Source organism: Bradyrhizobium sp. Ghvi (assembly GCF_900115265.1).
GTDB lineage: Bacteria > Pseudomonadota > Alphaproteobacteria > Rhizobiales > Xanthobacteraceae > Bradyrhizobium.
In genome coordinates this window covers 1,277,033-1,297,968 of record NZ_FOVU01000001.1, presented here as the reverse complement: position 1 = coordinate 1,297,968, position 20,936 = coordinate 1,277,033, and the positions used below count along the sequence as shown (strand labels likewise).

The following is a 20,936-nucleotide window of genomic DNA, read 5'->3' as shown; positions in this document are numbered from 1 at the left end:
GGGCTAACCCACCCTACAAGGCTACAAAATCGTCAGCTCCCGCTGAACGAATTGTAGCCCTGGTCTTCCCAATAGCCGCCCTTGTAGTCGTTGGTGACTTCCATCGACACCACGTATTTGGGGTTCTTGAAGCCGAGCTTTGTCGGCACGCGGATCTTCATGGGAAAACCATAGGCGCGCGGCAGGATCTCGTTCGCATATTTGAACGTCATCTGCGTCTGCGGATGCAGCGCGGTGCGCATGTCGAGCGGCGAGTTGTAGCCGTCCTTGTCGGCGCACTGGAACCAGACGTATTTCGCGCGGGTGTCGGCGCCGACGAGTTTGAGGAAATCGCGCAAGGACGTGCCGGTCCAGCTGCCGATCGCGCTCCAGCCTTCGACGCAGATATGACGTGTGATCTGCGTGACCTGCGGGAGCTTATAGAGCTCGGGCAATGTCCACGACTTCTTGTTGTCCACGAGGCCGCGCACCTCGAGCTTCCAGTCGGCGCCGTCGACGTCAGGCGCATCGTCGAGATCATAATAGGCGTTGAACGGGAACGGCTTTGTAATCGCGCTCTCCGGGAAGGTCGGTGCCAGCGCATCGGGATTGAAGATGAAGGCCTGCACGGCATCGTTGAACTTCGAGACGCTTTTCAACATCTCCTCGGCCGAGGAGGAGTCGACGACATCGCAACCCGTGAGCAAGGTCAGCGCGCCCAAGCTGGCGCCGCCCGCGATGAAGCGGCGACGGGTGAGATCCGGCATCGTCTTGAGCGAGTCCTTGATCAGCAGCCGCTTGTCGACGCCGGATATCAGGAATGAACGCTTGGCCATGATGGTTCTCCTAATCAGCGACCGATGATCATCGCGCGCAGGCTCTTCGGCACCAGGAACGCGAGCAACACGTGAACGACGAGGAAGGCGCAGATCGCGGCCATGCAGAAGAAATGGACGTAGCGGGCCGTCGGGTAATCGCCGAACAGCTTCACCAGATAATAGAGCTGCACCGGCTTCCACATCGACAGACCCGACAGCACGATCAGCACGCCGACCACGATGATGCCGGCATAGAGCAGGCGCTGGACGTAATTATAGACGGTGAGATCGTCATGACCTAGCTTGAAGGTCAGCGCCGCCCTGACGTCGTGCAGCACGCCCGAGGGCGTGATCGGCAGCAGCTTCTTGCGGAAGCGGCCGGTGGCGAAACCGGTGACGAGATAGGCAAGGCCGTTGACCATCAAGAGCCACATCGCCGCGAAGTGCCAGAGCAGGCCGCCGCCGAGCCAGCCGCCCAGCGTGTACTCGCGCGGGAAGCTGAAGCCGAACAGCGGCGAAGCATTGTAGATCTGCCAGCCCGACAGGATCATCAGGATCATGGCGACCGCGTTGGTCCAGTGCATGACGCGGACCCAGACCGGCTGGATCACCTTGGCCCTGATGGCGCTGGTCTGCTCGTCGGTCATGGTGAGGCTCGACATGATGGTTCCGTCCTGAAGGTCGTCTGACACCCGAATATACGCCGATGCTTCCGCTTTCGTTACGCCCCGCTGGCCATGGAATCGATGTCGGCAGGCTATCAGGGTCACAAAAAGGCGAGCCGGGCACCCCCGGCTCGCGGTTTAACCGCATCCTGTTCGAGGGATGAAACAGGGCGGCGCGGGGTTACGTCGCCGGCATCAGCACGGTGTCGACCACATGGATGACACCGTTGGACTGGTTGACGTTGGAGATCGTCACCATCGAGGTGCCGCCCTTGGCGTCGACGATCCAGACCTTGCCGTCCTGCTTCTTCACCGTCAGTTCCTCGCCTTCGACGGTCTTCAGCTTCTTGCCGTCGGTGAGGTCGGAGGCCTCGAGCTTGCCGGGCACGACATGATAGGTAAGGATCTTGGTCAGGGTCGCCTTGCTCTCGGGCTTGACCAGGGTGTCGACGGTGCCGGCCGGCAGCTTGCCGAAGGCGGCGTTGGTCGGCGCGAACACGGTAAACGGGCCCTTGCCTTCCAGCGTCGGCACCAGGCCGGCCGCCTTCACCGCCGCAACCAGCGTGGTGTGGTCCTTCGAGTTGACGGCGTTCTGGACGATGTTCTTGGACGGGAACATCGCGGCGCCGCCGACCATGACGGTCTTTTCCTCGGCACGCGCGGGCGCAACGATAGTCGCAGTGATGGCCAGGGCGCTGAAGGCAGCGGCGGTGAGATAGGCAATGCGCTTGGACATGGAGAGTCTCCCGAGTTTCGATGATGACCGGCGTTTGCGTTGGGCAACAACGGCAGCGAGCGACAGTTTGACGTGAAGCAGCCGCGCGTCGTTGGCCGAACTACGGGAGGGCTTGCGATGCGGTTTCGGGAAATAATTTATTGTGATGGGTGAAACTATGGAGCGGTGTGGCCGTGTGCTCGCTCCAGCGTCATTGCGAGGAGCCCTTGCGACGAAGCAATCCAGACTGTCTCCGCGGATGGATTCCTGGATTGCTTCGCTTCGCTCGCAATGACGGAGCACGTGGCGCGTATGCCGCCTCAATCCCTGTTGTTCGGCGTCTGGATGAATCCGCGATTATGCGTCGGGCTGATCAAGAGCTCGTTGATGCACACGCGCGGCGGCATCGATGCGATGAACGCGATGGTGCGTCCCAGATCTTCCGGCTGCAGCATCTTGGCCTGTTCTTCCGCGCTCGGCACCACCGGCCGCAGCTTCAAGATCGGCGTCGCCACTTCGCCCGGCATCAGGCAGCAGGCGCGCAGGCCATTGACGCATTCGTCCATGTTGAAGGAGTGGGTCAGCGCCAGCACCGCATGCTTGGTGGTGGTGTAGGCGGGGCCCGGCATCTTCGAGACGTGACGCCCGGCCCAGGACGAGACGTTGATGATCGATCCGTCCTGCTGCTTGCGCATCGTCGGCAGCACCGCGCGCATGCAATAGAGCACGCCGTTGAGGTTGACCTGGACCAGCTTGTCCCAGCCTTCCAGTTCCATGTCCTTCCAGCTGCGCTTGGGGACGTTGATGCCGGCATTGTTGACGAGTAGGTCAATGCGGCCGTGCTTGGCCACGATCTGATCGGCTGCGTTCTGGGCTGCGGCGGCGTCAGCGACGTCAAGCGCAAGCGCCTCGGCCGCCCCGTCGGCCTTGGTAATCTTGGCCACCACGCCTTCCAGGGCATCCTTGCGGCGCCCCGACACCACCACCGTCCAGCCGTCGGCTGCCAGTGCCTCGGCGCCCGCCTCCCCGATCCCGCTGCCGCCGCCCGTGACCCAGGCCACGCGTTTCCCTGATTTTGCCATGCCAACTGTCTCCGTTGCTTCATCGGGGCGGTTTTTGCTAATCCAGCCCTCGGTTTTGACCGGCCCCCGCCGGCGAGGAATGTTGCATGAACAAAGCTGCCAACGCCAATTTGTTTTCCCGCCTGTTCGACGACCTCGACGACCCCAAACGTCTCGCGATCGAGACGCAGGACGGCGCCCATATCAGCTACGGCGATCTGATCGCGCGAGCCGGGCAAATGGCGAATGTGTTGGTCGCGCGCGGCGTCAAGCCCGGTGATCGCGTTGCAGTTCAGGTGGAGAAATCCGTCGCGAATATCGTGTTGTATCTCGGCACCGTCAGGGCCGGTGCGGTCTATCTGCCGCTCAACACCGCCTATACGCTCAACGAGCTCGATTACTTCATCGGCGATGCCGAGCCGTCGCTGGTGGTTTGCGATCCCTCCAAGGCCGAAGGCCTCGGCCCGATCGCCGCCAAGGTGAAGGCCAAGGTTGAGACGCTCGGAGCCGACGGCAAGGGTTCGCTGACCGAGGCGGCGGACAAGGCGAGCTCCGAATTCACCACGGTGTCACGGGCAAACGATGATCTCGCCGCGATCCTCTACACCTCGGGCACCACAGGCCGCTCCAAGGGCGCGATGCTGAGCCACGACAATCTCGCCTCGAACTCGCTCTCGCTCGTCGACTACTGGCGCTTCACCGACAAGGACGTGCTGATCCACGCGCTGCCGATCTACCACACCCACGGCTTGTTCGTGGCGACCAACGTGACACTGTTTGCCCGGGCGTCGATGATCTTCCTGCCGAAGCTCGATCCCGATCTCATCATCAAGCTGATGGCGCGCGCCACGGTGCTGATGGGCGTGCCGACCTTCTATACCCGCCTGCTTCAGAACCCCGCGCTGTCGCGCGAGACCACCAAGCATATGCGGCTGTTCATCTCGGGCTCGGCGCCGCTGCTGGCCGAGACGCATCGCGAATGGTCCGCACGCACGGGTCACGCCGTGCTCGAGCGCTACGGCATGACCGAGACCAACATGAACACGTCGAACCCGTACGACGGCGAGCGCGTGCCCGGCGCGGTCGGCTTTCCCCTCCCCGGCGTCTCGGTGCGCGTCACCGAGCCCGAGACCGGCAAGGAGTTGCCGCGCGAGGAAATCGGCATGATCGAGGTGAAGGGTCCGAACGTCTTCAAGGGCTATTGGCGCATGCCTGACAAGACCAAGGCCGAATTCCGGCCCGACGGCTTCTTCATCACCGGCGATCTCGGCAAGATCGACGCCAAGGGCTACGTCCACATTCTCGGCCGCGGCAAGGACCTCGTGATTTCGGGCGGCTTCAACGTCTACCCCAAGGAAATCGAGAGCGAGATCGACGCCATGCCCGGCGTGATCGAATCCGCCGTGATCGGCGTGCCCCATGCCGATTTCGGCGAGGGCGTGACGGCCGTGCTGGTGCGCCAGCCCGGCGCGAGCATCGATGAAGCGGCCGTGCTGAAGGGCCTGGAAGGGCGCCTTGCGAAATTCAAGATGCCCAAGCGCGTCTTCGTCGTCGACGAACTGCCGCGCAACACCATGGGCAAGGTGCAGAAGAACATCCTGCGCGACACGTACAAGGATATTTACGCGAAGAAATAGGGGCGAATGCTCCGGGCTGGGGAAGACATGAAACTCGATCAGGCGGTCCGGATCAACGATCATCTTCTTGATGCCGGCGCGGCAATGGAAAAGGCCCGAATGGCCATCGCGGGGCTTGGCAAGGTTGAGCGGATCGAGCTCGGAGATTGGCTCGACGCTATGATCGGCGTTCTGGAAGACAAGCTACTCCAGCCAATTTACGCGGCGCGATCGATGCCGGGGTACTCGAGCCTCATTGCCCGCCCAACAAACTCATCACAAAGCGGCTGCCGACGATGAACAGGTAGCACCCAAACGCGGCCTCGAGCGTACGCTTCGACATCGCATGCGCGGCCCGTACACCGAGCGGCGCGGTGACGAGACTCATCGGCATCACCAGCACGGCACCGATCAGCGAGACGTAACCGAGCGCGAATGGGATTTGCAGAGCCGTGACGGCGGGATAATTCGCCGCCGCCGGCCACCCCGCATAGATGTAGCCGAGCGCGCCGGGGATCGAGATCAGCACGGCGAGTGCCGACGAGGTCGCCACCGCCTGATGAATCGGACGGCCGTAGAAGGTCATCAGGAGATTGGAGAACAGACCGCCGCCGATGCCCATCAGCGTCGAGAGAATGCCGACGCAGAAGCCGTAGACGCGCATCAGCGGGCCATCGGGCAGATCGTCGCCGAACTTCCAGCCTTCGCGCGCGAAGATGAGGCGGGCGGCGGCGGAGTAGGCGACGGCGACGAACACGATCTTAAACAGCCGCTCCGGCGCATAGCGCGCGATGACGCTCCCCGAGATGACGCCGATCACGATCGGCAGCCACCACGTGCGCAGGATGGTCATGTCGACGGCGCCGCGCTTGTAATGCGCCTGGAACGAGCGGATCGAGGTCGGGATGATCACTGCGAGCGAGGTGCCGATGCAGAGCGGCATGCGCACCTCGAGCGGGACGCCGGCCATTCGGAAGCATTCGTAGAACACCGGCACCAGGATCGCGCCGCCGCCAATGCCGAACACGCCGGCCAGGAGGCCCGAGAGCGCGCCGACCGCGATCAGCAGCAGAGCGAGCTCCACGAGCTCGGAAATATCGAGACCAGCCATCATCACGTCCCACGCCCGGTTCGCGCTTGCCCCCTGTAGATAGACCCTTTCATATTCCGCGACTATGCGCGAACATCGGCGGGGTATCTTGCGGAAAACGGAAGAGCGGCATGGACCAGCTCGCGGCGATGGCGACCTTCGTTCGGGCGGTGGACGCCGGCAGCCTGTCGGCGGCCGCGCGGGCGATTCCGAGCTCGCTGACATCGGTGAGCCGGCAGATCTCGGCGCTCGAGCAGCATTTCGGCACGCGCCTGCTGCTGCGGACGACACGGCAGCTTGCGCTCACGGAAGACGGACGCATTTTCTACGAACGCGCCCGGTCCGTCCTCGGCGAGATGAAGGAGATCGAGGAAGCGCTGGCGAGAAACCGCCGCGAGCCGGCGGGGCGCCTGCGGGTCAGCGCACCGGCCTTGATGGGGCGCCTGCTGATCGCGCCGCTGCTCGGTGATTTTTTGCGGGCCTGTCCCTCGCTGTCGGTCGACCTGCTGCTGATCGATCGCAACGTCGACTTGATCGAGGAGGACGTTCATCTCGCGCTTCGCGTCGGGCGCGTGGCCGATTCGCAGCTGGTGACGCGAAAGCTCGGTGAGGTGCAGATGATCCATTGCGCCTCGCCGGACTATCTCGCACGCCGCGGCGAGCCGCAGAGCCCGTCCGACCTCGCGCAACATGATTGCCTGGTGTTTTCCGACGCGCCGGGCGTTGCGACGTGGCGATTCGGCCGCGATGCCGGCAGCGGACAGAGGGTGCGGATATCGGGGCGGCTCTGGGTCAACAGCCTCGATGCGCTCGCCACAGCCGCCGAGAGCGGCGCCGGCGTCGTCCGCGTGCCGTCATGGCAGGTCGAGCGCCAGCTCGCCGAAGGGCGCTTGCGGCGGCTGTTGCGGGAGCACGAACCGGCTCCGGCGCCGCTCCACGCGCTCTATCAGCCGTCGCGCCTGGGATCGGCGAAGATCCGGGTGTTCGTCGATTTCCTGGTGGAGCGATGGCGCGGCAGCGATCCGTTCCGCCGATGATCTCCAGAGCGATCCAGCAGCCATCCTCCTGGCGGGGTTGGGATGCGGGGCGCGCATATCCGCCGCGCGACGGAAGATCGGTGCGCATGACGAAATTTGCAGGAGACGTTCGGCTGACCAGGTGGCGCGCAGGTGTGATGAACTGACTAGTTCGAATCCGAGACGCCGCGCTACGTCTTAGAGCCGTTCCAATAGTAATTTCAATGCGCCTCGACAGCTGCACCAAATAGTGAATTAACGTTCCACTCTTGGTCAGTGCACCATCGCCCTGGTATACCAAGCCCCTGATTGGCCTTGGTTCATCAACGTTCTAGAGCTGAACGCTGGTTCGATTTATGGCGATTTGGTGATTGCGCGGGGCAATTCGACTCCGTAAATAGAGCCGACCTTTCGCGATCCCCGCGCGCCCCCTGCTGGGCCGCAACAAACATCAAAAGCCCATGACCGCACGGATCGAACGACCGCTTTCACCACACATGCAAGTCTACCGCTGGACGTTGACGATGGCGCTGTCCATCGTCCATCGCGCCACCGGTATCGCTCTCTATGTCGGGACCCTGCTGCTGGCCTGGTGGCTGATCGCGGCAGCGTCAAACTCCGCCGGGGCCTATGCCAATGTGCAGGCCTTCACCGGCAGCATCATCGGCCGCCTCATCGTGTTCGGCTACACCTGGGCGCTGATGCACCACATGCTGAGCGGTATCAGGCATTTCGTGTGGGACCTCGGCTTCGGCTTCAAGGCCAACGAGCGGGAAGCGCTGACCTGGGGCGCGCTGATCGGCGGCATCGTGCTGACGATCCTGATCTGGATCATCGCCTACGCGATCGGAGGTGTACGATGAGCGCAGCCGATACGCCCAAGCGCTCCATGCGCACCCCGCTCGGCCGCGTCCGCAATCTCGGCGCCGCGCATTCGGGAACATCTGATTTCTGGCGCCAGCGGCTCACGGGCGTCGCAATGACCCTGCTGATGCTGCCGGCGATCGTCGTCGTCATGATGACGCTCGGCAGCAACCAGGCCGGTGCCAAGGTGATCCTCGGCTCGCTGCCGATCGCGGTGATCATGCTGCTCTTCATCATCGCCAGCGCCTGGCACATGAAGATCGGCATGCAGGTCGTGATCGAGGACTACGTCCATAACGAGAAGCTGAAGCTGATCTCGATCATGCTCAACAACTTCTTCTCGATCGCCGTGGCGCTCGCCTCGACCTACGCGATCATCAAACTTTCATCCGGAGTGTAACCCATGGCCACCGAGACAAATGGCAAGGGCAACGGCGCTCCCGCCACCAACGGCAAAGCCTATCCGATCGAAGACCACACCTATGACGTCGTCGTCGTCGGGGCGGGCGGCGCGGGCCTGCGTGCCGTGGTCGGCTGCAGCGAGGCCGGACTGAGAACGGCCTGCATCACAAAGGTGTTTCCGACCCGCTCGCACACGGTGGCGGCGCAGGGCGGCATTTCCGCATCGCTCGGCAACATGCACAAGGACGACTGGCGCTGGCACATGTACGACACCGTGAAGGGGTCGGACTGGCTAGGGGACCAGGACGCAATCGAATACATGGTGCGCAACGCGCCCGAGGCCGTCTACGAGCTCGAGCATTGGGGCGTGCCGTTCTCGCGCACCGAAGACGGCAAGATCTACCAGCGTCCGTTCGGCGGCATGACCATGGACTTCGGCAAGGGCCAGGCGCAGCGCACCTGCGCGGCTGCCGACCGTACCGGCCACGCCATGCTGCACACGATGTACGGCCAGTCGCTGCGCCATGCGGCCGAGTTCTTCATCGAATTCTTCGCCATCGATTTGATCATGGACGACCAGGGCACCTGCCGCGGCGTCATCGCGCTCAAGCTCGACGACGGCACGCTGCACCGCTTCCGCGCCCAGACCGTGATCCTCGCCACCGGCGGCTATGGCCGCGCTTATGCGTCCTGCACCTCGGCGCACACCTGCACCGGCGACGGCGGCGGCATGGTGCTGCGCGCCGGCCTGCCGCTCCAGGACATGGAGTTCGTCCAGTTCCACCCGACCGGCATCTATGGTTCGGGCTGTCTCGTCACCGAAGGCGCGCGCGGCGAAGGCGGCTATCTCGTCAACTCCGAGGGCGAGCGCTTCATGGAGCGCTATGCGCCGTCGGCGAAGGACCTCGCCTCGCGCGACGTCGTCTCGCGCGCGATGACCATCGAAATCCGCGAGGGCCGCGGCGTCGGCAAGAAGAAGGATCATATCTTCCTTCATCTCGACCATCTCGATCCCGCCGTGCTGGCCGAGCGCCTGCCGGGCATCTCCGAATCCGCCAAGATCTTCGCCAATGTCGACGTGACGCGCGAGCCGATTCCGATCGTGCCGACCGTGCACTACAACATGGGCGGCATCCCCACCAATTATCACGGCGAAGTCCTGACCAAGAAGGACGGCGACGACAACGCCGTGATCCCCGGCCTGATGGCGATCGGCGAAGCCGCCTGCGTCTCGGTGCACGGCGCCAACCGGCTCGGCTCGAACTCGCTGATCGACCTGGTCGTGTTCGGCCGCGCTGCCGCGCTCCGTCTCGCCGAGAAGCTGACGCCGAACGCCAAGCAGCCCGAGCTGCCGGCGAACTCCGCCGACCTCGCGCTCGGCCGCCTCGATCATTATCGCTACGCCTCCGGCGGCACGCCGACCGCGAAGCTGCGCGAAGGCATGCAGCACGTGATGCAGAACAATTGCGCCGTGTTCCGCACCGGTGAAGTGCTGAGCGAGGGCCAGAACCTGATCGCGAAGGTCCACAGCGGCATCACCGACATCGCAGTGTCCGACCGCTCGCTGGTGTGGAATTCGGACCTGGTCGAGACGCTGGAGTTCGACAATCTGATCTCGCAGGCGGTGGTGACGATGAACTCGGCCGCCAACCGCACCGAGAGCCGCGGCGCGCATGCGCGCGAGGACTATTCCGAGCGCGACGACAAGAACTGGATGAAGCACACGCTGGCCTGGCTGGACGATGCCGGCAAGGTCAAGATCGAGTACCGCCCGGTTCACGACTACACCATGACCAACGACGTGCAGTACATCCCGCCGAAAGCGCGCGTGTACTGATTGCTGCTTGTCATTGCCGGGCTTGACCCGGCAATCCATCCCTCAAAGATGGCTGCGCGGGTCAAGCCGCGCATGACGAAAGAAACCAGAGGCAGGACTAATGGTTGAATTCGCACTTCCGAAGAACTCGAAAATCACCGGCGGCAAGACCTGGCCGAAGCCCGCGGGCGCGACCGAGACGCGCGAGTTTCACGTCTATCGCTGGAATCCGGACGACGGCAAGAATCCGAGCGTCGACACCTATTACGTCGACGTCAATGATTGCGGCCCGATGGTGCTGGACGGCCTGATCTGGATCAAGAACCACATCGATCCGTCGTTGACCTTCCGCCGCTCCTGCCGCGAAGGCGTCTGCGGCTCCTGCGCCATGAACATCGACGGCCAGAACACGCTGGCCTGCACCCGTTCGATGCACGACGTGAAGGACGGCGCGGTGAAGGTCAATCCGCTGCCGCACCAGCCTGTGGTGAAGGACCTGGTTCCCGACCTGACCAATTTCTATGCGCAATATGCCTCGGTCGAGCCGTGGCTGAAGACGACCTCGCCGACGCCGCAGAAGGAGTGGCGCCAGAGCCACGAGGACCGCGAGAAGCTCGACGGCCTTTACGAGTGCATTCTCTGCGCCTGCTGCTCGACGTCCTGCCCGAGCTACTGGTGGAACAGCGACCGTTATCTCGGCCCCGCGGCCCTGCTCCAGGCCAACCGCTGGGTGTCTGATTCGCGCGACGAAGCCACCGGCGAGCGGCTCGACAATCTCGAGGACCCGTTCCGGCTCTACCGCTGCCACACCATCATGAACTGCGCCAAGGCCTGCCCGAAGGGGCTGAACCCGGCCGAAGCCATCGCCGAGCTCAAGCTGAAGATGGTCGAGCGCCAGATCTAGGACTCTCCTGGTCGCGCACTACCCCGGCCAAAACGGCCGGGGCGTTCTACGAACGGAACAATTTTAGGGAGAATTTTCTCCATCCCGCGCTACGCGCGGATTGGCGGGTTGCAACCTCCGGGTCCGCCACAAGCCGCTTCCTTCCCGGCGCACGATTCAAGTAAGCTCTCCGGTCGGGGGACCGGAGCGACCGTGCAGGGCCTGCAACGTAATTCGCTGAAACTGCTGCGGTGGATGATGGCTGCATCCCTGGCGCTGCCGATTGCGCTGTTCGCCATTGCCTCCGCCATCTCGTACCACTCGACACGAGAGATCGCCGACCGGGAGATCGAGCGCACGCTCGATGTCGCGCATGAGCACGCGCTCAAGGTGTTCGAGACCATCGATCGCAGCCTTGCCGAACTCAACGAGGTCGTGCGCGACCTGCCCGACGATGCCATCCGCTCACGGGAAGGCGCGCTGCACCTGCGCCTGAAGCGGCTGGCCGATGCGCTGCCGCAGCTCAAATCGGCCTGGATCTTCGATGCCAACGGCAAAGCGCTGGTCAACAGCCTGGCATCGCCGCCACCGGATTTGAGCTTTGCCGACCGCGATTACTTCTATGCCCATGTCGACCAGAGCATCGGCACTTACATCGGCGCTACGCTGACGCCACGCCTGCCCTATCAGGGCGCGCGCTTCTTCGGCGTCAGCCGCCGCCGCGAGTCCGAGGACGGCAGCTTCATCGGCGTGATCCAGGCCTCGGTGTTGCCGGAATATTTCGAGAGTTTCTATGCCAGGATCGGTACCGATCCCGGCAGCTTCTTTGCGATGGGACGCGCCGACGGCGTGCTGCTGGCGCATTTCCCGCGGCTCGATCGCGACTTCAGGCTCGATCCGAACGGCCCGGTCGGCCGAAGCATCGCAGCCCATCCCGATCACGGGCTGATGACCATCGCCTGGCCCTCGGACGGGATCGAGCGGCGGATCGGCTACCGGCGCGTCGCCGAATATCCGATCTATGTCAGTGCCGGCTTCGAGACCTCGGCGATCCGCGCACGCTGGCTCGGCACCATCAGCCAGCATCTGGTGTTCGGCGCTCCCGCCACCGCGCTGCTGTTCGTCCTGCTCGCCTTCGCCTTCCGGCGCACCCAGCATCTCCAGCTTGAAGCGGCAAAACGCCGCGAGGCCGAGGAGGCGCTCAAGCACAGCCAGCGGCTGGAGGCGCTGGGCCAGCTCACCGGCGGCGTCGCGCATGATTTCAACAACCTCCTGACCGTGATCCGCGCCTCGGTCGACCTGTTGAACCGGCCGCAGCTGAGCGAGGAGCGGCGGCAGCGCTACATCACGGCGATCGCGGAGGCCGTCGCGCGCGCGGCCAAGCTGACCTCGCAACTCCTCGCCTTTGCGCGGCGCCAGACCTTGAAGCCGGAAGTGTTCGACGTCGGCGAGCGCATGCAGTCGCTGCGCGACATGCTCGCCACGTTGCTGGGACCTGCGATCGAGATCGTCATGCAGCTGCCGGCCGAGCCCTGCCTCGTCAATGCCGATGCCGGACAGTTCGAGACCGCCCTGATCAATATGGCGACCAATGCGCGCGACGCCATGCAGGGCAAGGGCCGGATCGTCTTCACGGTGCACGCGGCGACCACCGTTCCCGACACCGTGACGCACGCTTCGGGCACTCAGACCTCGAAAAATCCCGGCTTCGTCTGCGTCGCGGTCAGCGACACCGGCATCGGCATTCCCGCCGCGCAACTCGGCCGCATCTTCGAGCCGTTCTTCACCACCAAGCAGGTCGGCCAAGGCACCGGCCTCGGCCTGTCGCAGGTGTTCGGCTTCGCCCGGCAATCCGGCGGCGAGGTGACTGTCATCAGCGAGGTCGGCCAGGGCAGCACCTTCTCGCTCTACCTGCCGCGCGTGCCGGCGGCGCTGTTGCCCCGGAGCCAGGCGCCGACCACCGCGCCCGCCGTCGCCGGCAGCGGCATGTCGGTGCTGGTCGTCGAGGACAATATCGAGCTCGGCAATTTCGCCGCCGACGGGCTGACCGAACTCGGCTACAGCATCACGCTGGTCGACAACGCAACCGACGCGCTCGCCGAGCTGGTCAGCGACGCCAATCGATTCGACGTCGTGTTCTCCGACGTCGTCATGCCCGGGATGACCGGGCTCGATCTGGCGCGCGCCATCCGCGATCGCTGCATCAACGTTCCGATCGTGCTGACCACGGGCTACAGCCACGCCTTGTCCCAGGACGGCGCCGCCGGCTTCGAGCTCGTGCAGAAGCCCTATTCGATCGAGGAGCTGTCGCGCGTGCTGCATCGGGCCGCGCGGCTCAAACGGGTGCGCGACGGCGCCGCCGAGTGAGGCGGGGAACTGGAGGGAACCGGACCGCGTTGTCCCCTCATGCAGAAGCCGGTCCGGAAAAAGGAGCAGGGCAAGACAGCGCCCATCGTGAAGGTCACCGGCGAGAACGGCGATGATGTCGCGCCGCCGCCGCCCGAATTGCTGGAGCCTGATCCCGAGCTGACGCCCGAAGAGGCCGAGCAGGCGCGCAAGGATTATCTTCTCACCCGCTTCTGGATCAGCGCGCGCGGTTTCTGGAGCCGCAAGGGCGATCGCCTGGCTTGGCCGTTGTCGATCGGCCTTGCCCTGATGATCGTCCTGACCGTCGGTTTCCAATACGGCATCAATGTCTGGAATCGCGCGATCTTCGATGCCATCGAGAAGCGCGATGCGACCACGGTCTTCCACCTCACCGCAATGTTCTTCCCGCTCGCGATCGGCAGCATCGTGCTCGGCGTCGCGCAGGTGTTTGCGCGGATGGGCATCCAGCGGCGCTGGCGCGCCTGGCTCACGAGCAGCGTGCTGACGCGCTGGCTCGAGAACGGACGTTACTACCAGCTCAATCTCGTCGGCGGCGACCACGACAATCCCGAATACAGGATCGCGGAGGACTTACGCGTCGCAACGGACTCGCCGGTCGACTTTCTCGCCGGCGTCACCTCGGCGCTGCTGTCGGCCGCGACCTTCATCGTCGTGCTCTGGACCATCGGCGGCGCGCTCACCGTCACCTCAGGTGGATCGTCGATCACCATTCCCGGCTTTCTCGTGATCGCCGCGATACTCTACGCCGCCATCGCTTCCGGTTCGATCCTGGTGATCGGTCGTCAATTCGTGCAGGTCTCCGAGGACAAGAATCAGGCGGAAGCCGATTTCCGCTACACGCTGACGCGCGTGCGCGAGAACGGCGAAAGCATCGCGCTGCTCGGCGGCGAGGAAGAGGAGCGCGGCGGCATCGACCGCAACTTCAGCAACGTGTTGCGGCAGTGGGCCCGCCTCGCCGGCCAACACATGCGCACCACGCTGGTGTCGCAAGGGTCAAGCCTCGTTGCGCCTGTCGTCCCCCTCCTGCTTTGTGCGCCAAAATTCCTCGACGGCAGCATGACACTCGGACAGGTGATGCAGGCGGCCTCCGCCTTCACCATCGTGCAGAGTGCATTCGGCTGGCTGGTCGACAATTATCCTCGACTCGCCGACTGGAACGCCTGCGCCCGCCGCATCGCTTCGCTGATGATGTCGCTCGACGGCCTCGAGCGTGCCGAGCAGGGCGACGGCCTCGGCCGCATCAAGCGCGGCGAGACCAGCAACGACGCCATGCTGGAGCTGAACGACCTGTCCGTCACGCTGGACGACGGCACCGCCGTGGTCGGCGAGACCGAGGTGGTGATCGCGCCGGGCGAACGGCTCTTGGTCGCCGGCGAATCCGGCACCGGCAAGAGCACGCTGGTGCGCGCCATTGCGGGCCTGTGGCCATGGGGCGGCGGCAGCGTCAATCTCCACCCCGACAGGCGGCTGTTCATGCTGCCGCAGCGGCCCTACGTACCCTCGGGGTCCTTGCGCCGAGCGGTCGCCTATCCCGGCACGGCCGAGAACTGGAGCGAGGAGGAGATCGGCGAAGCCCTGCACAAGGTCGGCCTCGACCATCTCAAGGAAAAGATCGAGGAGGAGGGGCCGTGGGACCAGACGCTGTCGGGCGGCGAGAAGCAGCGCCTCGCTTTCGCGCGGCTGCTCTTGCACAACCCCGACATCGTCGTGCTGGATGAAGCGACCTCCGCGCTCGACGAGAAGAGCCAGGACAAGATGATGAAGATGGTCACGGACGAGCTGCGAGAGGCCACCATCGTCAGCGTCGCGCATCGCGTCGAGCTGGAGGCCTTCCATAGCCGCAAGATCGTGCTGGAGCGCCGCAAGGGCGGCGCCAGGCTCGTCAGCGACGTCGACCTGATCCCGCGCAGGGGCCGACGCAAGCTGCTTGGCCGCTTCCTAAGGCAGCGCAAGAAGGTGGCATGAGGCTTTGCTCTGCGTCATCCCGGACAAGCGCGCCTCAAAGCGCGCGCAGGTCCGGGATCCATAACCCACAGGGAGAGGTTTGGTGAAGACTCGGAGTGGGTATCTCGCGTCACATTCCTCCCTGTGGTTATGGATCCCGGGCTCGCTTCGCGCCCCGGGATGACAGTGAGTTTGTAGGCCCCACCAAAACCGGCTATGCATGCGCCGCCTGCAACGAGGACCGCCTGCGTGACGCCCGACAATGCCCTTTCGACTGCACCGTTTGGCACCTTTGCACCGAATGCAGCGCAGGCCGCGATTATCAGGCTCGCGCAAGCGTCCAGGCTGAAGCGCGGCGCATTCCGTCCATGGATGTCGCGACTGGTCAATCTGCTGCGCGGCGGCCCGGTCGACGTGCAATATCAGGGCGCCTCGTTCCGCTTCTATCACCAGGGCAGCGCCACCGAACGCGGCGCGCTGTTCAACCCCGACTATAACATCGACGAGCTCGACTTCCTGCGCCGGCACACACCTGAAGGCGGCACCTTCGTCGATGTCGGCGCCAATGTCGGCACCTTTGCGCTGGTGATGGCGCGGCAGGTCGGGACCTCGGGCAAGGTGGTCGCGATCGAGCCGCATCCACTGACGTTTGGACGGCTCTCATTCAACCACGCCGCATCGAACGCAACGCAGGTCCGCCTGGTGCAGGCCGCCGCGGGCGATGCCGACGGCGAGCTGATGATCGAGAGCGGCGGCGGCAATCTCGGCGCCACGCATGTCGTCACCGGGACCGCCAGCACGGATGCGATCAAGGTGCCGTCGTTGCGGCTCACGCGCATCCTCGAAGAGGCCGGCGTCGCACAGGTCGATTCACTCAAAATCGACGTCGAAGGTTTTGAAGACCGCGTCCTGATCGGCTTCTTCCGCGACGCACCGCCATCGCTGTGGCCCCGCGCCGTCGTGATCGAGCATCTGTCACAAAACGAATGGCGCGAAGATTGTATCGCTGACATGGTTGCGCGCGGCTTTGCGATCGCGCGCAAGACGCGTAGCAATACGTTCCTGTCACGTTGAACAGCGGAGGTTGGTGATGATCGATCATTTGGGTTTGTCCGTTTCCGACTATGAGGCCGCGAAGGCGTTCTACGCCAAGGCCCTGGCGCCGCTCGATTACAGCCTGATCATGGAGGTGACGGCGGAGCAGACCGGCCACGCCGCAGCCGCCGGCTTCGGCGCCGAGGGCAAGCCGGATTTCTGGATCGGCGGCGAAGGCGCGATGAACAAGCCGGTGCATGTCGCGATCCGCGCCAAGGACCGCGCGACCGTCGATGCGTTCTACAAGGCCGCGATGGCGGCAGGCGGCCGCGACAACGGAGCGCCCGGCCTTCGCCCGCATTACCACGCGAACTATTACGGCGCCTTCGTGCTCGATCCCGATGGCCACAACATCGAGGCGGTCTGTCACGCGCCGGAATAGGACGGCGCGATGCGGGAACATCGGCGCGGCATCGTCGTTGTCGTTCTCCTGACAACTGATCTTCGTGAGGCCGATGCCAATCGAACCGCCCGAGATACCACCATCGACGCCCGGCACGCCCGCTGAGCCGCCGCCGGGAATTCCGCCGGGCAATCCGCAGCCTGAGATCACGCCACCGGTGCGCGAGCCCGGCGAATCACCGCAGCCCGATGAATTGCCGGGACACATGCCCGAAGAGATTCCATCACGCGGACCGAATGGTCCGCTCACACCCAATCCCGCGACGGATGCCAATTCGTCGCAGGATCACATGTGAGACGAGAGCGATCACATGTTGGGCGATTGCAACCTGCGTCTGAATGCGCAATGAACGTCGCCATCGTGACGTGATTTGCGTGCAGAAATAAATCGGGCCGCGACCGCTTCGCCCGCCACAATGCGGCCTAACGCGTAGCCGTTCATCACCAGACTTCGTCAAAGAACCTTCCGGGGAAGTTGAACCACATGACCAACCTTCGTTTCGTGCTGCTTGCCACGACGGCTCTGACCGCGATGCAATTCGCAAGCTCCGCATCGCATGCGCAATCCGCGCCGCCACTCGTGGTCGCGCAGGCCCAGCCAGAGACGGGCCCTGACGGAAAACCGAAGCAGCCTCCGAAGGAAGCGCCGAAGGGACCGCCGCCCGCCGCGCGTCCGGCGACGCCGCCTCCACCGCCTGCGGCTCCCGCTCATCCGACCGCGCCGCCGCCCGCGGCGGCACCGCCGCATCCGCCTGCCGCACCTCCGCCGGCTGCCGCGCCGTCACGCCCGACGCCGCCACCTCCGCCGCCCGCAAGCCGTCAGGCGCCTCCTCCGCCCCCGCCGCCGCCTGCTGCACCCAAGCCGCCGACGCCGCCTCCGGCCGCGGCTCCGCAGCAACACGCGCCGACACCACCGGCTCCGCCTCCAGCGCCGCAGCAGCACGCGCCGACACCTCCGCCCCCGGCGCCGCAACAGCACGCACCGACACCGCCGCCTCCGGCCGCGGCCCCGCAGCAGCACGCTCCGACACCGACCCCTCCGCCGCCGCCCGTGACGGCACCGGGGCGGCCGGCTGCGCCGCCTCCGCCTGCTGCAGCGACGACGCCGCCTTCGGCTCCTGGCGCACGACCTGCGCCGACGCCGACGCCAGCTCCGACTGCAACGCCATCGCCCGCGGCGCCGGCAGCTCGCCCGGGGACGACGACTGCTACTCCGACTCCGACGCCGTCCGTGACGCCAGCGCCGGGACGCCCCGGCGCTCCGCCGGCCGCGGGGACGCCAGCTCCGGGTGCCACCCCGGCTCCGTCGGCAGCGCCTGCACCCGGCACCACGCGTCCGGGGGCGCCGGCTCCAGGTGCAACCCCGGCTCCGTCGGCAACGCCTGCCCCTGGTGGTGCGACGCCGCTTCCAGGACGTCAGGGTGGAGCGCCGGCTGCGGGCGCGCCCACGGCTGGAACACCGCCTGTGACGCCCCAGGCGGGTGCCGTGCAGCGTCCTCCGGCACCGCCGCCCGGCGCCGCTGCACCGACCGTCGTCCCGGCCACGCCGGCCGCGGCACCGCCGCCCAACAAGGCTCAGTACGCACCGCCAACGGTTGCACCGGCGTTCCGCGCGGCGCCGACGGTTGCCGCACCGCTGCCGCCTCCACCGCCTCCGCCGAAGCGTGACCTGACGCCGCTGGCGTTCGGCGCGGGGATCGTGGCCGGCGCCGTGATCGGCGCCACCATCGCCGACTACCGCAATCAACGGCAGGAAGTCGTCGAAGACGGCCGCACCATCTACACCGAGCCCGACCGCATCATCATCCGCGACCCCAGCGGTCAGGAATATGTCCGCGGCAACGATCTCTATCGCTTCCGCTACGGCGCCCGTGACATCCGCACCGAGACCGTCGGCGGCGAAACCCGCACCGTCGTGTTCCGGCCTGATGGCAGCGAGGTGATCACCGTGGTGGGTCCCGATGGTTCGCTGCTGCGCCGAATCCGCAGGGATCCCAGCGGGCGCGAGATCATCATCATCGACAACACCTATCGCGATCCGCGCGCGGTCGGCGGCTTCTATGTCGACGTGCCGCCGCCGGTCGTGAGCATCCCGTACGATCGCTACATCGTCGATGCCCAGGAAGCATCGCCGGACGTGATCTACGAGACGATGCGAGCGCCGCCGGTGCAGCGGATCGAACGACGCTACTCGCTCGACGAGATCCGCTACTCGCCGAACGTCCGCATGGCGATGCCGAGCGTCGACGTCAACACGATCAACTTCGAGACGGGATCGTGGACCATTCCGCCTGACCAGGCGGCGCGACTCCAGGTGATCGCCGACGGCATCAACCAGGCGATCCGGGCCAATCCGCAGGAGGTGTTCCTGATCGAAGGACACACCGACGCGGTCGGCAACGACGTCGACAATCTGTCGCTGTCGGATCGCCGGGCGCAGGCCGCGGCCGAGTTGCTGACCCAGCAGTTCGGCGTGCCCGCCGAGAACTTGACGTCGCAGGGCTACGGCAAGCAGTACCTGAAGGAGCAGACCGACGGCCCGAGCCGGATCAACCGGCGCGTCACCGTCCGTCGCATCACGCCGCTGCTGAACGGCGGCCAGGCCAACGCTGCCCCGCCGCCGCGCCAGTAAGACGGTCGCAAAAAAGAAAATGGCCGGGAGCGATCCCGGCCATTTTTGTTTTGCCTTGTAGGGTGGGTTAGCCGAAGGCGTAACCCACCGCCGCTTATATCCGCGAAAACAGAAGAGGTGGGTTACGCTACGCTAACCCACCCTACGATCTCAGCCCTTGTCGCTCTCGAGCCGGAAGATCTGCGAGCCTTCGCTGCCCGAGAGCAGGCCGGTCTTCGAATACAGACCGAGCTTGGTGCGGGTGTCGGCGATATCGAGATTGCGCATGGTGAGCTGGCCGATGCGATCGGCCGGCGTGAAGGCGGCATCCTCGACCTTCTCCATGCTGAGCCTTTCCGGCGCATAGGTGAGGTTCGGACTTTCCGTGTTCAAAATAGAATAGTCGTTGCCGCGGCGCAGCTCCAGCGTCACCTCGCCGGTGACGGCGCTTGCAACAAAGCGCTGCGCGGTATCGCGCAGCATCAAGGCCTGCGAGTCGAACCAGCGGCCCTGATAGAGCAGACGTCCGAGCCGCATGCCGCTGATGCGGTACTGCTCGATGGTATCCTCGTTGTGGATGCCGGTGACGAGGCGCTCATAGGCAATATGCAAGAGCGCCATGCCCGGCGCCTCGTAGATGCCGCGGCTCTTGGCCTCGATGATGCGATTCTCGATCTGATCGCTCATGCCGAGGCCATGGCGGCCGCCGATCGCGTTGGCTTCGAGGAACAGCGCGACGGGATCGGGGAAGGTCTTGCCGTTCAGCGCGACTGGCTGGCCTTCCTCGAAACGCACCACGACCTTCTCGGCCTTCACGACGCAGTCATCACGCCAGAACGGCACGCCCATGATCGGATTGACGATCTTGATGCCGCTGGCGAGGCTCTCGAGGTCCTTGGCCTCGTGCGTGGCGCCGAGCAGATTGCTGTCGGTCGAATACGCCTTCTCGGCGCTCATCTTGTAGGCAAAGCCCTGCGCGGTCATGAAGGCCGACATCTCGGCGCGGCCGCCGAGTTCGTCGATGAACTGCTGGTCGAGCCAGGGCTTGTAGATGCGCAAGCTCGGATTGGTCAAAAGGCCGTAGCGATAGAAGCGCTCGATGTCGTTGCCCTTGAAGGTCGAGCCGTCACCCCAGATGTTGACGCCGTCCTCCTTCATCGCCGCGACCAGCATCGTGCCGGTGACTGCGCGCCCGAGCGGCGTGGTGTTGAAATAGGTGATGCCGCCGGTGGAGATGTGGAAGGCGCCGGACTGGATCGCGGCGATGCCTTCGTGAACGAGCTGCGTGCGGCAATCGACCAGCACGGCCTTCTCGGCACCGAACGCTTCCGCCTTGCGCGGGATCTCGTTGTAGTCGGCCTCATCGGGCTGGCCGAGATTGGCGGTATAGGCGTAGCAGCGCGCGCCCTTCTGCTTCATCCAGAGCAGCGCCGCAGAGGTGTCGAGGCCGCCCGAAAAAGCGATGCCGACTTTCTCGCCCTTGGGCAGGCTTTTCAGGATCGTGGTCATGGGGCTTCCAATCGGGTCTCAAAGGCTGATGAGGGGCGTGGTTTGATCGGGCGAATATCAAA

At 65.0% G+C, this 20,936-nt stretch carries 19 protein-coding genes; 13 read left to right on the top strand and 6 right to left on the bottom strand.

From position 1 onward, the window contains the following. Nucleotides 1-32: 32 nt before the first annotated feature. The 4 genes from BM374_RS06110 to BM374_RS06095 form a co-directional block, all read right to left on the bottom strand. Complete coding sequence (locus BM374_RS06110; RefSeq protein ID WP_092289889.1) at nucleotides 33-815, bottom strand: molybdopterin-binding protein; 783 nt, start codon at nucleotides 813-815, stop codon at nucleotides 33-35. Nucleotides 816-829: 14 nt separating this feature from the next. Continuing rightward, nucleotides 830-1,459: a cytochrome b/b6 domain-containing protein gene (locus BM374_RS06105; RefSeq protein ID WP_092290279.1), complete on the bottom strand. Its 630-nt coding sequence runs from the start codon at nucleotides 1,457-1,459 to the stop codon at nucleotides 830-832. A gap of 184 nt (nucleotides 1,460-1,643) precedes the next feature. Continuing rightward, nucleotides 1,644-2,198: a fasciclin domain-containing protein gene (locus BM374_RS06100; protein ID WP_092289885.1), complete on the bottom strand. Its 555-nt coding sequence runs from the start codon at nucleotides 2,196-2,198 to the stop codon at nucleotides 1,644-1,646. A 299-nt stretch (nucleotides 2,199-2,497) separates the two neighbouring features. Continuing rightward, nucleotides 2,498-3,259 (bottom strand): SDR family oxidoreductase, encoded by a 762-nt coding sequence (locus tag BM374_RS06095; RefSeq protein ID WP_092289883.1) that lies wholly within the window; start codon nucleotides 3,257-3,259, stop codon nucleotides 2,498-2,500. An 86-nt stretch (nucleotides 3,260-3,345) separates the two neighbouring features. On the opposite strand from BM374_RS06095, the gene BM374_RS06090 reads away from it, so the two are divergent. Both BM374_RS06090 and BM374_RS37775 read left to right on the top strand, forming a co-directional pair. Further along, nucleotides 3,346-4,875 (top strand): malonate--CoA ligase, encoded by a 1,530-nt coding sequence (locus BM374_RS06090; RefSeq protein WP_092289881.1) that lies wholly within the window; start codon nucleotides 3,346-3,348, stop codon nucleotides 4,873-4,875. Nucleotides 4,876-4,902: 27 nt separating this feature from the next. Next, a complete protein-coding gene (locus tag BM374_RS37775; RefSeq protein WP_143270151.1) occupies nucleotides 4,903-5,154 on the top strand; it encodes a hypothetical protein in 252 nt (83 codons plus the stop codon). On the opposite strand, the gene BM374_RS06085 is transcribed toward BM374_RS37775, so the two are convergent. Further along, nucleotides 5,108-5,968: a sulfite exporter TauE/SafE family protein gene (locus tag BM374_RS06085; RefSeq protein WP_177248148.1), complete on the bottom strand. Its 861-nt coding sequence runs from the start codon at nucleotides 5,966-5,968 to the stop codon at nucleotides 5,108-5,110. The genes BM374_RS37775 and BM374_RS06085 overlap by 47 nt on opposite strands. A gap of 107 nt (nucleotides 5,969-6,075) precedes the next feature. Here BM374_RS06085 and BM374_RS06080 point away from each other — a divergent pair, with 107 nt between their 5' ends. From BM374_RS06080 to BM374_RS06030, 11 genes are all read left to right on the top strand, one after another. Further along, nucleotides 6,076-6,981, top strand: coding sequence for a LysR family transcriptional regulator (locus tag BM374_RS06080; protein ID WP_092289878.1), 906 nt, complete (start codon nucleotides 6,076-6,078; stop codon nucleotides 6,979-6,981). A gap of 440 nt (nucleotides 6,982-7,421) precedes the next feature. After that, nucleotides 7,422-7,823, top strand: coding sequence for a succinate dehydrogenase, cytochrome b556 subunit (gene sdhC / locus BM374_RS06075; protein ID WP_092289877.1), 402 nt, complete (start codon nucleotides 7,422-7,424; stop codon nucleotides 7,821-7,823). Beyond that, entirely contained in the window at nucleotides 7,820-8,224 is a 405-nt protein-coding gene (gene sdhD, locus BM374_RS06070; RefSeq protein WP_092289876.1) for a succinate dehydrogenase, hydrophobic membrane anchor protein, read from the top strand. The genes sdhC and sdhD overlap by 4 nt, the downstream gene beginning before the upstream one ends. A gap of 3 nt (nucleotides 8,225-8,227) precedes the next feature. Further along, entirely contained in the window at nucleotides 8,228-10,063 is a 1,836-nt protein-coding gene (gene sdhA / locus BM374_RS06065) for a succinate dehydrogenase flavoprotein subunit (protein ID WP_092289874.1), read from the top strand. 100 nt (nucleotides 10,064-10,163) lie between these two features. Further along, on the top strand, nucleotides 10,164-10,946 hold the full coding sequence (locus BM374_RS06060) for a succinate dehydrogenase iron-sulfur subunit (RefSeq protein ID WP_092289871.1): 783 nt from the start codon (nucleotides 10,164-10,166) through the stop codon (nucleotides 10,944-10,946). A 192-nt stretch (nucleotides 10,947-11,138) separates the two neighbouring features. Next, the gene (locus tag BM374_RS06055; RefSeq protein WP_092289869.1) at nucleotides 11,139-13,292 is read left to right on the top strand and encodes a hybrid sensor histidine kinase/response regulator family protein; all 2,154 of its coding nucleotides are present in this window, start codon (nucleotides 11,139-11,141) and stop codon (nucleotides 13,290-13,292) included. 39 nt (nucleotides 13,293-13,331) lie between these two features. Beyond that, entirely contained in the window at nucleotides 13,332-15,278 is a 1,947-nt protein-coding gene (locus BM374_RS06050) for an ABC transporter ATP-binding protein/permease (protein ID WP_092289867.1), read from the top strand. A gap of 228 nt (nucleotides 15,279-15,506) precedes the next feature. Then, a complete protein-coding gene (locus tag BM374_RS06045) occupies nucleotides 15,507-16,331 on the top strand; it encodes an FkbM family methyltransferase (protein ID WP_177248118.1) in 825 nt (274 codons plus the stop codon). Between the two features lie 16 nt (nucleotides 16,332-16,347). Next, nucleotides 16,348-16,734, top strand: coding sequence for a VOC family protein (locus BM374_RS06040; protein WP_092289863.1), 387 nt, complete (start codon nucleotides 16,348-16,350; stop codon nucleotides 16,732-16,734). A 73-nt stretch (nucleotides 16,735-16,807) separates the two neighbouring features. Continuing rightward, nucleotides 16,808-17,050, top strand: coding sequence for a hypothetical protein (locus BM374_RS06035; protein WP_177248117.1), 243 nt, complete (start codon nucleotides 16,808-16,810; stop codon nucleotides 17,048-17,050). Between the two features lie 188 nt (nucleotides 17,051-17,238). Further along, nucleotides 17,239-19,386 (top strand): OmpA family protein, encoded by a 2,148-nt coding sequence (locus BM374_RS06030; protein ID WP_092289859.1) that lies wholly within the window; start codon nucleotides 17,239-17,241, stop codon nucleotides 19,384-19,386. Nucleotides 19,387-19,536: 150 nt separating this feature from the next. Here the strand turns inward: BM374_RS06030 and argG are convergent, their stop codons facing one another. After that, complete coding sequence (gene argG / locus BM374_RS06025; protein WP_092289857.1) at nucleotides 19,537-20,874, bottom strand: argininosuccinate synthase; 1,338 nt, start codon at nucleotides 20,872-20,874, stop codon at nucleotides 19,537-19,539. Between the last annotated feature and the right edge of the window lie 62 nt (nucleotides 20,875-20,936).

Bases quoted from the DNA above. Each gene is read 5' to 3' on its own strand.
- BM374_RS06080 (WP_092289878.1), top strand. From the start codon at position 6,076: ATGGACCAGCTCGCGGCGATGGCGACCTTCGTTCGGGCGGTGGACGCC.
- BM374_RS06090 (WP_092289881.1), top strand. From the start codon at position 3,346: ATGAACAAAGCTGCCAACGCCAATTTGTTTTCCCGCCTGTTCGACGAC.
- BM374_RS06100 (WP_092289885.1), bottom strand. From the start codon at position 2,198: ATGTCCAAGCGCATTGCCTATCTCACCGCCGCTGCCTTCAGCGCCCTG.
- BM374_RS06050 (WP_092289867.1), top strand. From the start codon at position 13,332: ATGCAGAAGCCGGTCCGGAAAAAGGAGCAGGGCAAGACAGCGCCCATC.
- BM374_RS06040 (WP_092289863.1), top strand. From the start codon at position 16,348: ATGATCGATCATTTGGGTTTGTCCGTTTCCGACTATGAGGCCGCGAAG.
- sdhA (WP_092289874.1), top strand. From the start codon at position 8,228: ATGGCCACCGAGACAAATGGCAAGGGCAACGGCGCTCCCGCCACCAAC.
- BM374_RS06060 (WP_092289871.1), top strand. From the start codon at position 10,164: ATGGTTGAATTCGCACTTCCGAAGAACTCGAAAATCACCGGCGGCAAG.
- BM374_RS06085 (WP_177248148.1), bottom strand. From the start codon at position 5,968: ATGATGGCTGGTCTCGATATTTCCGAGCTCGTGGAGCTCGCTCTGCTG.
- BM374_RS37775 (WP_143270151.1), top strand. From the start codon at position 4,903: ATGAAACTCGATCAGGCGGTCCGGATCAACGATCATCTTCTTGATGCC.
- BM374_RS06110 (WP_092289889.1), bottom strand. From the start codon at position 815: ATGGCCAAGCGTTCATTCCTGATATCCGGCGTCGACAAGCGGCTGCTG.
- BM374_RS06105 (WP_092290279.1), bottom strand. From the start codon at position 1,459: ATGTCGAGCCTCACCATGACCGACGAGCAGACCAGCGCCATCAGGGCC.
- BM374_RS06095 (WP_092289883.1), bottom strand. From the start codon at position 3,259: ATGGCAAAATCAGGGAAACGCGTGGCCTGGGTCACGGGCGGCGGCAGC.
- BM374_RS06030 (WP_092289859.1), top strand. From the start codon at position 17,239: ATGACCAACCTTCGTTTCGTGCTGCTTGCCACGACGGCTCTGACCGCG.
- BM374_RS06035 (WP_177248117.1), top strand. From the start codon at position 16,808: ATGCCAATCGAACCGCCCGAGATACCACCATCGACGCCCGGCACGCCC.
- sdhC (WP_092289877.1), top strand. From the start codon at position 7,422: ATGACCGCACGGATCGAACGACCGCTTTCACCACACATGCAAGTCTAC.
- argG (WP_092289857.1), bottom strand. From the start codon at position 20,874: ATGACCACGATCCTGAAAAGCCTGCCCAAGGGCGAGAAAGTCGGCATC.
- sdhD (WP_092289876.1), top strand. From the start codon at position 7,820: ATGAGCGCAGCCGATACGCCCAAGCGCTCCATGCGCACCCCGCTCGGC.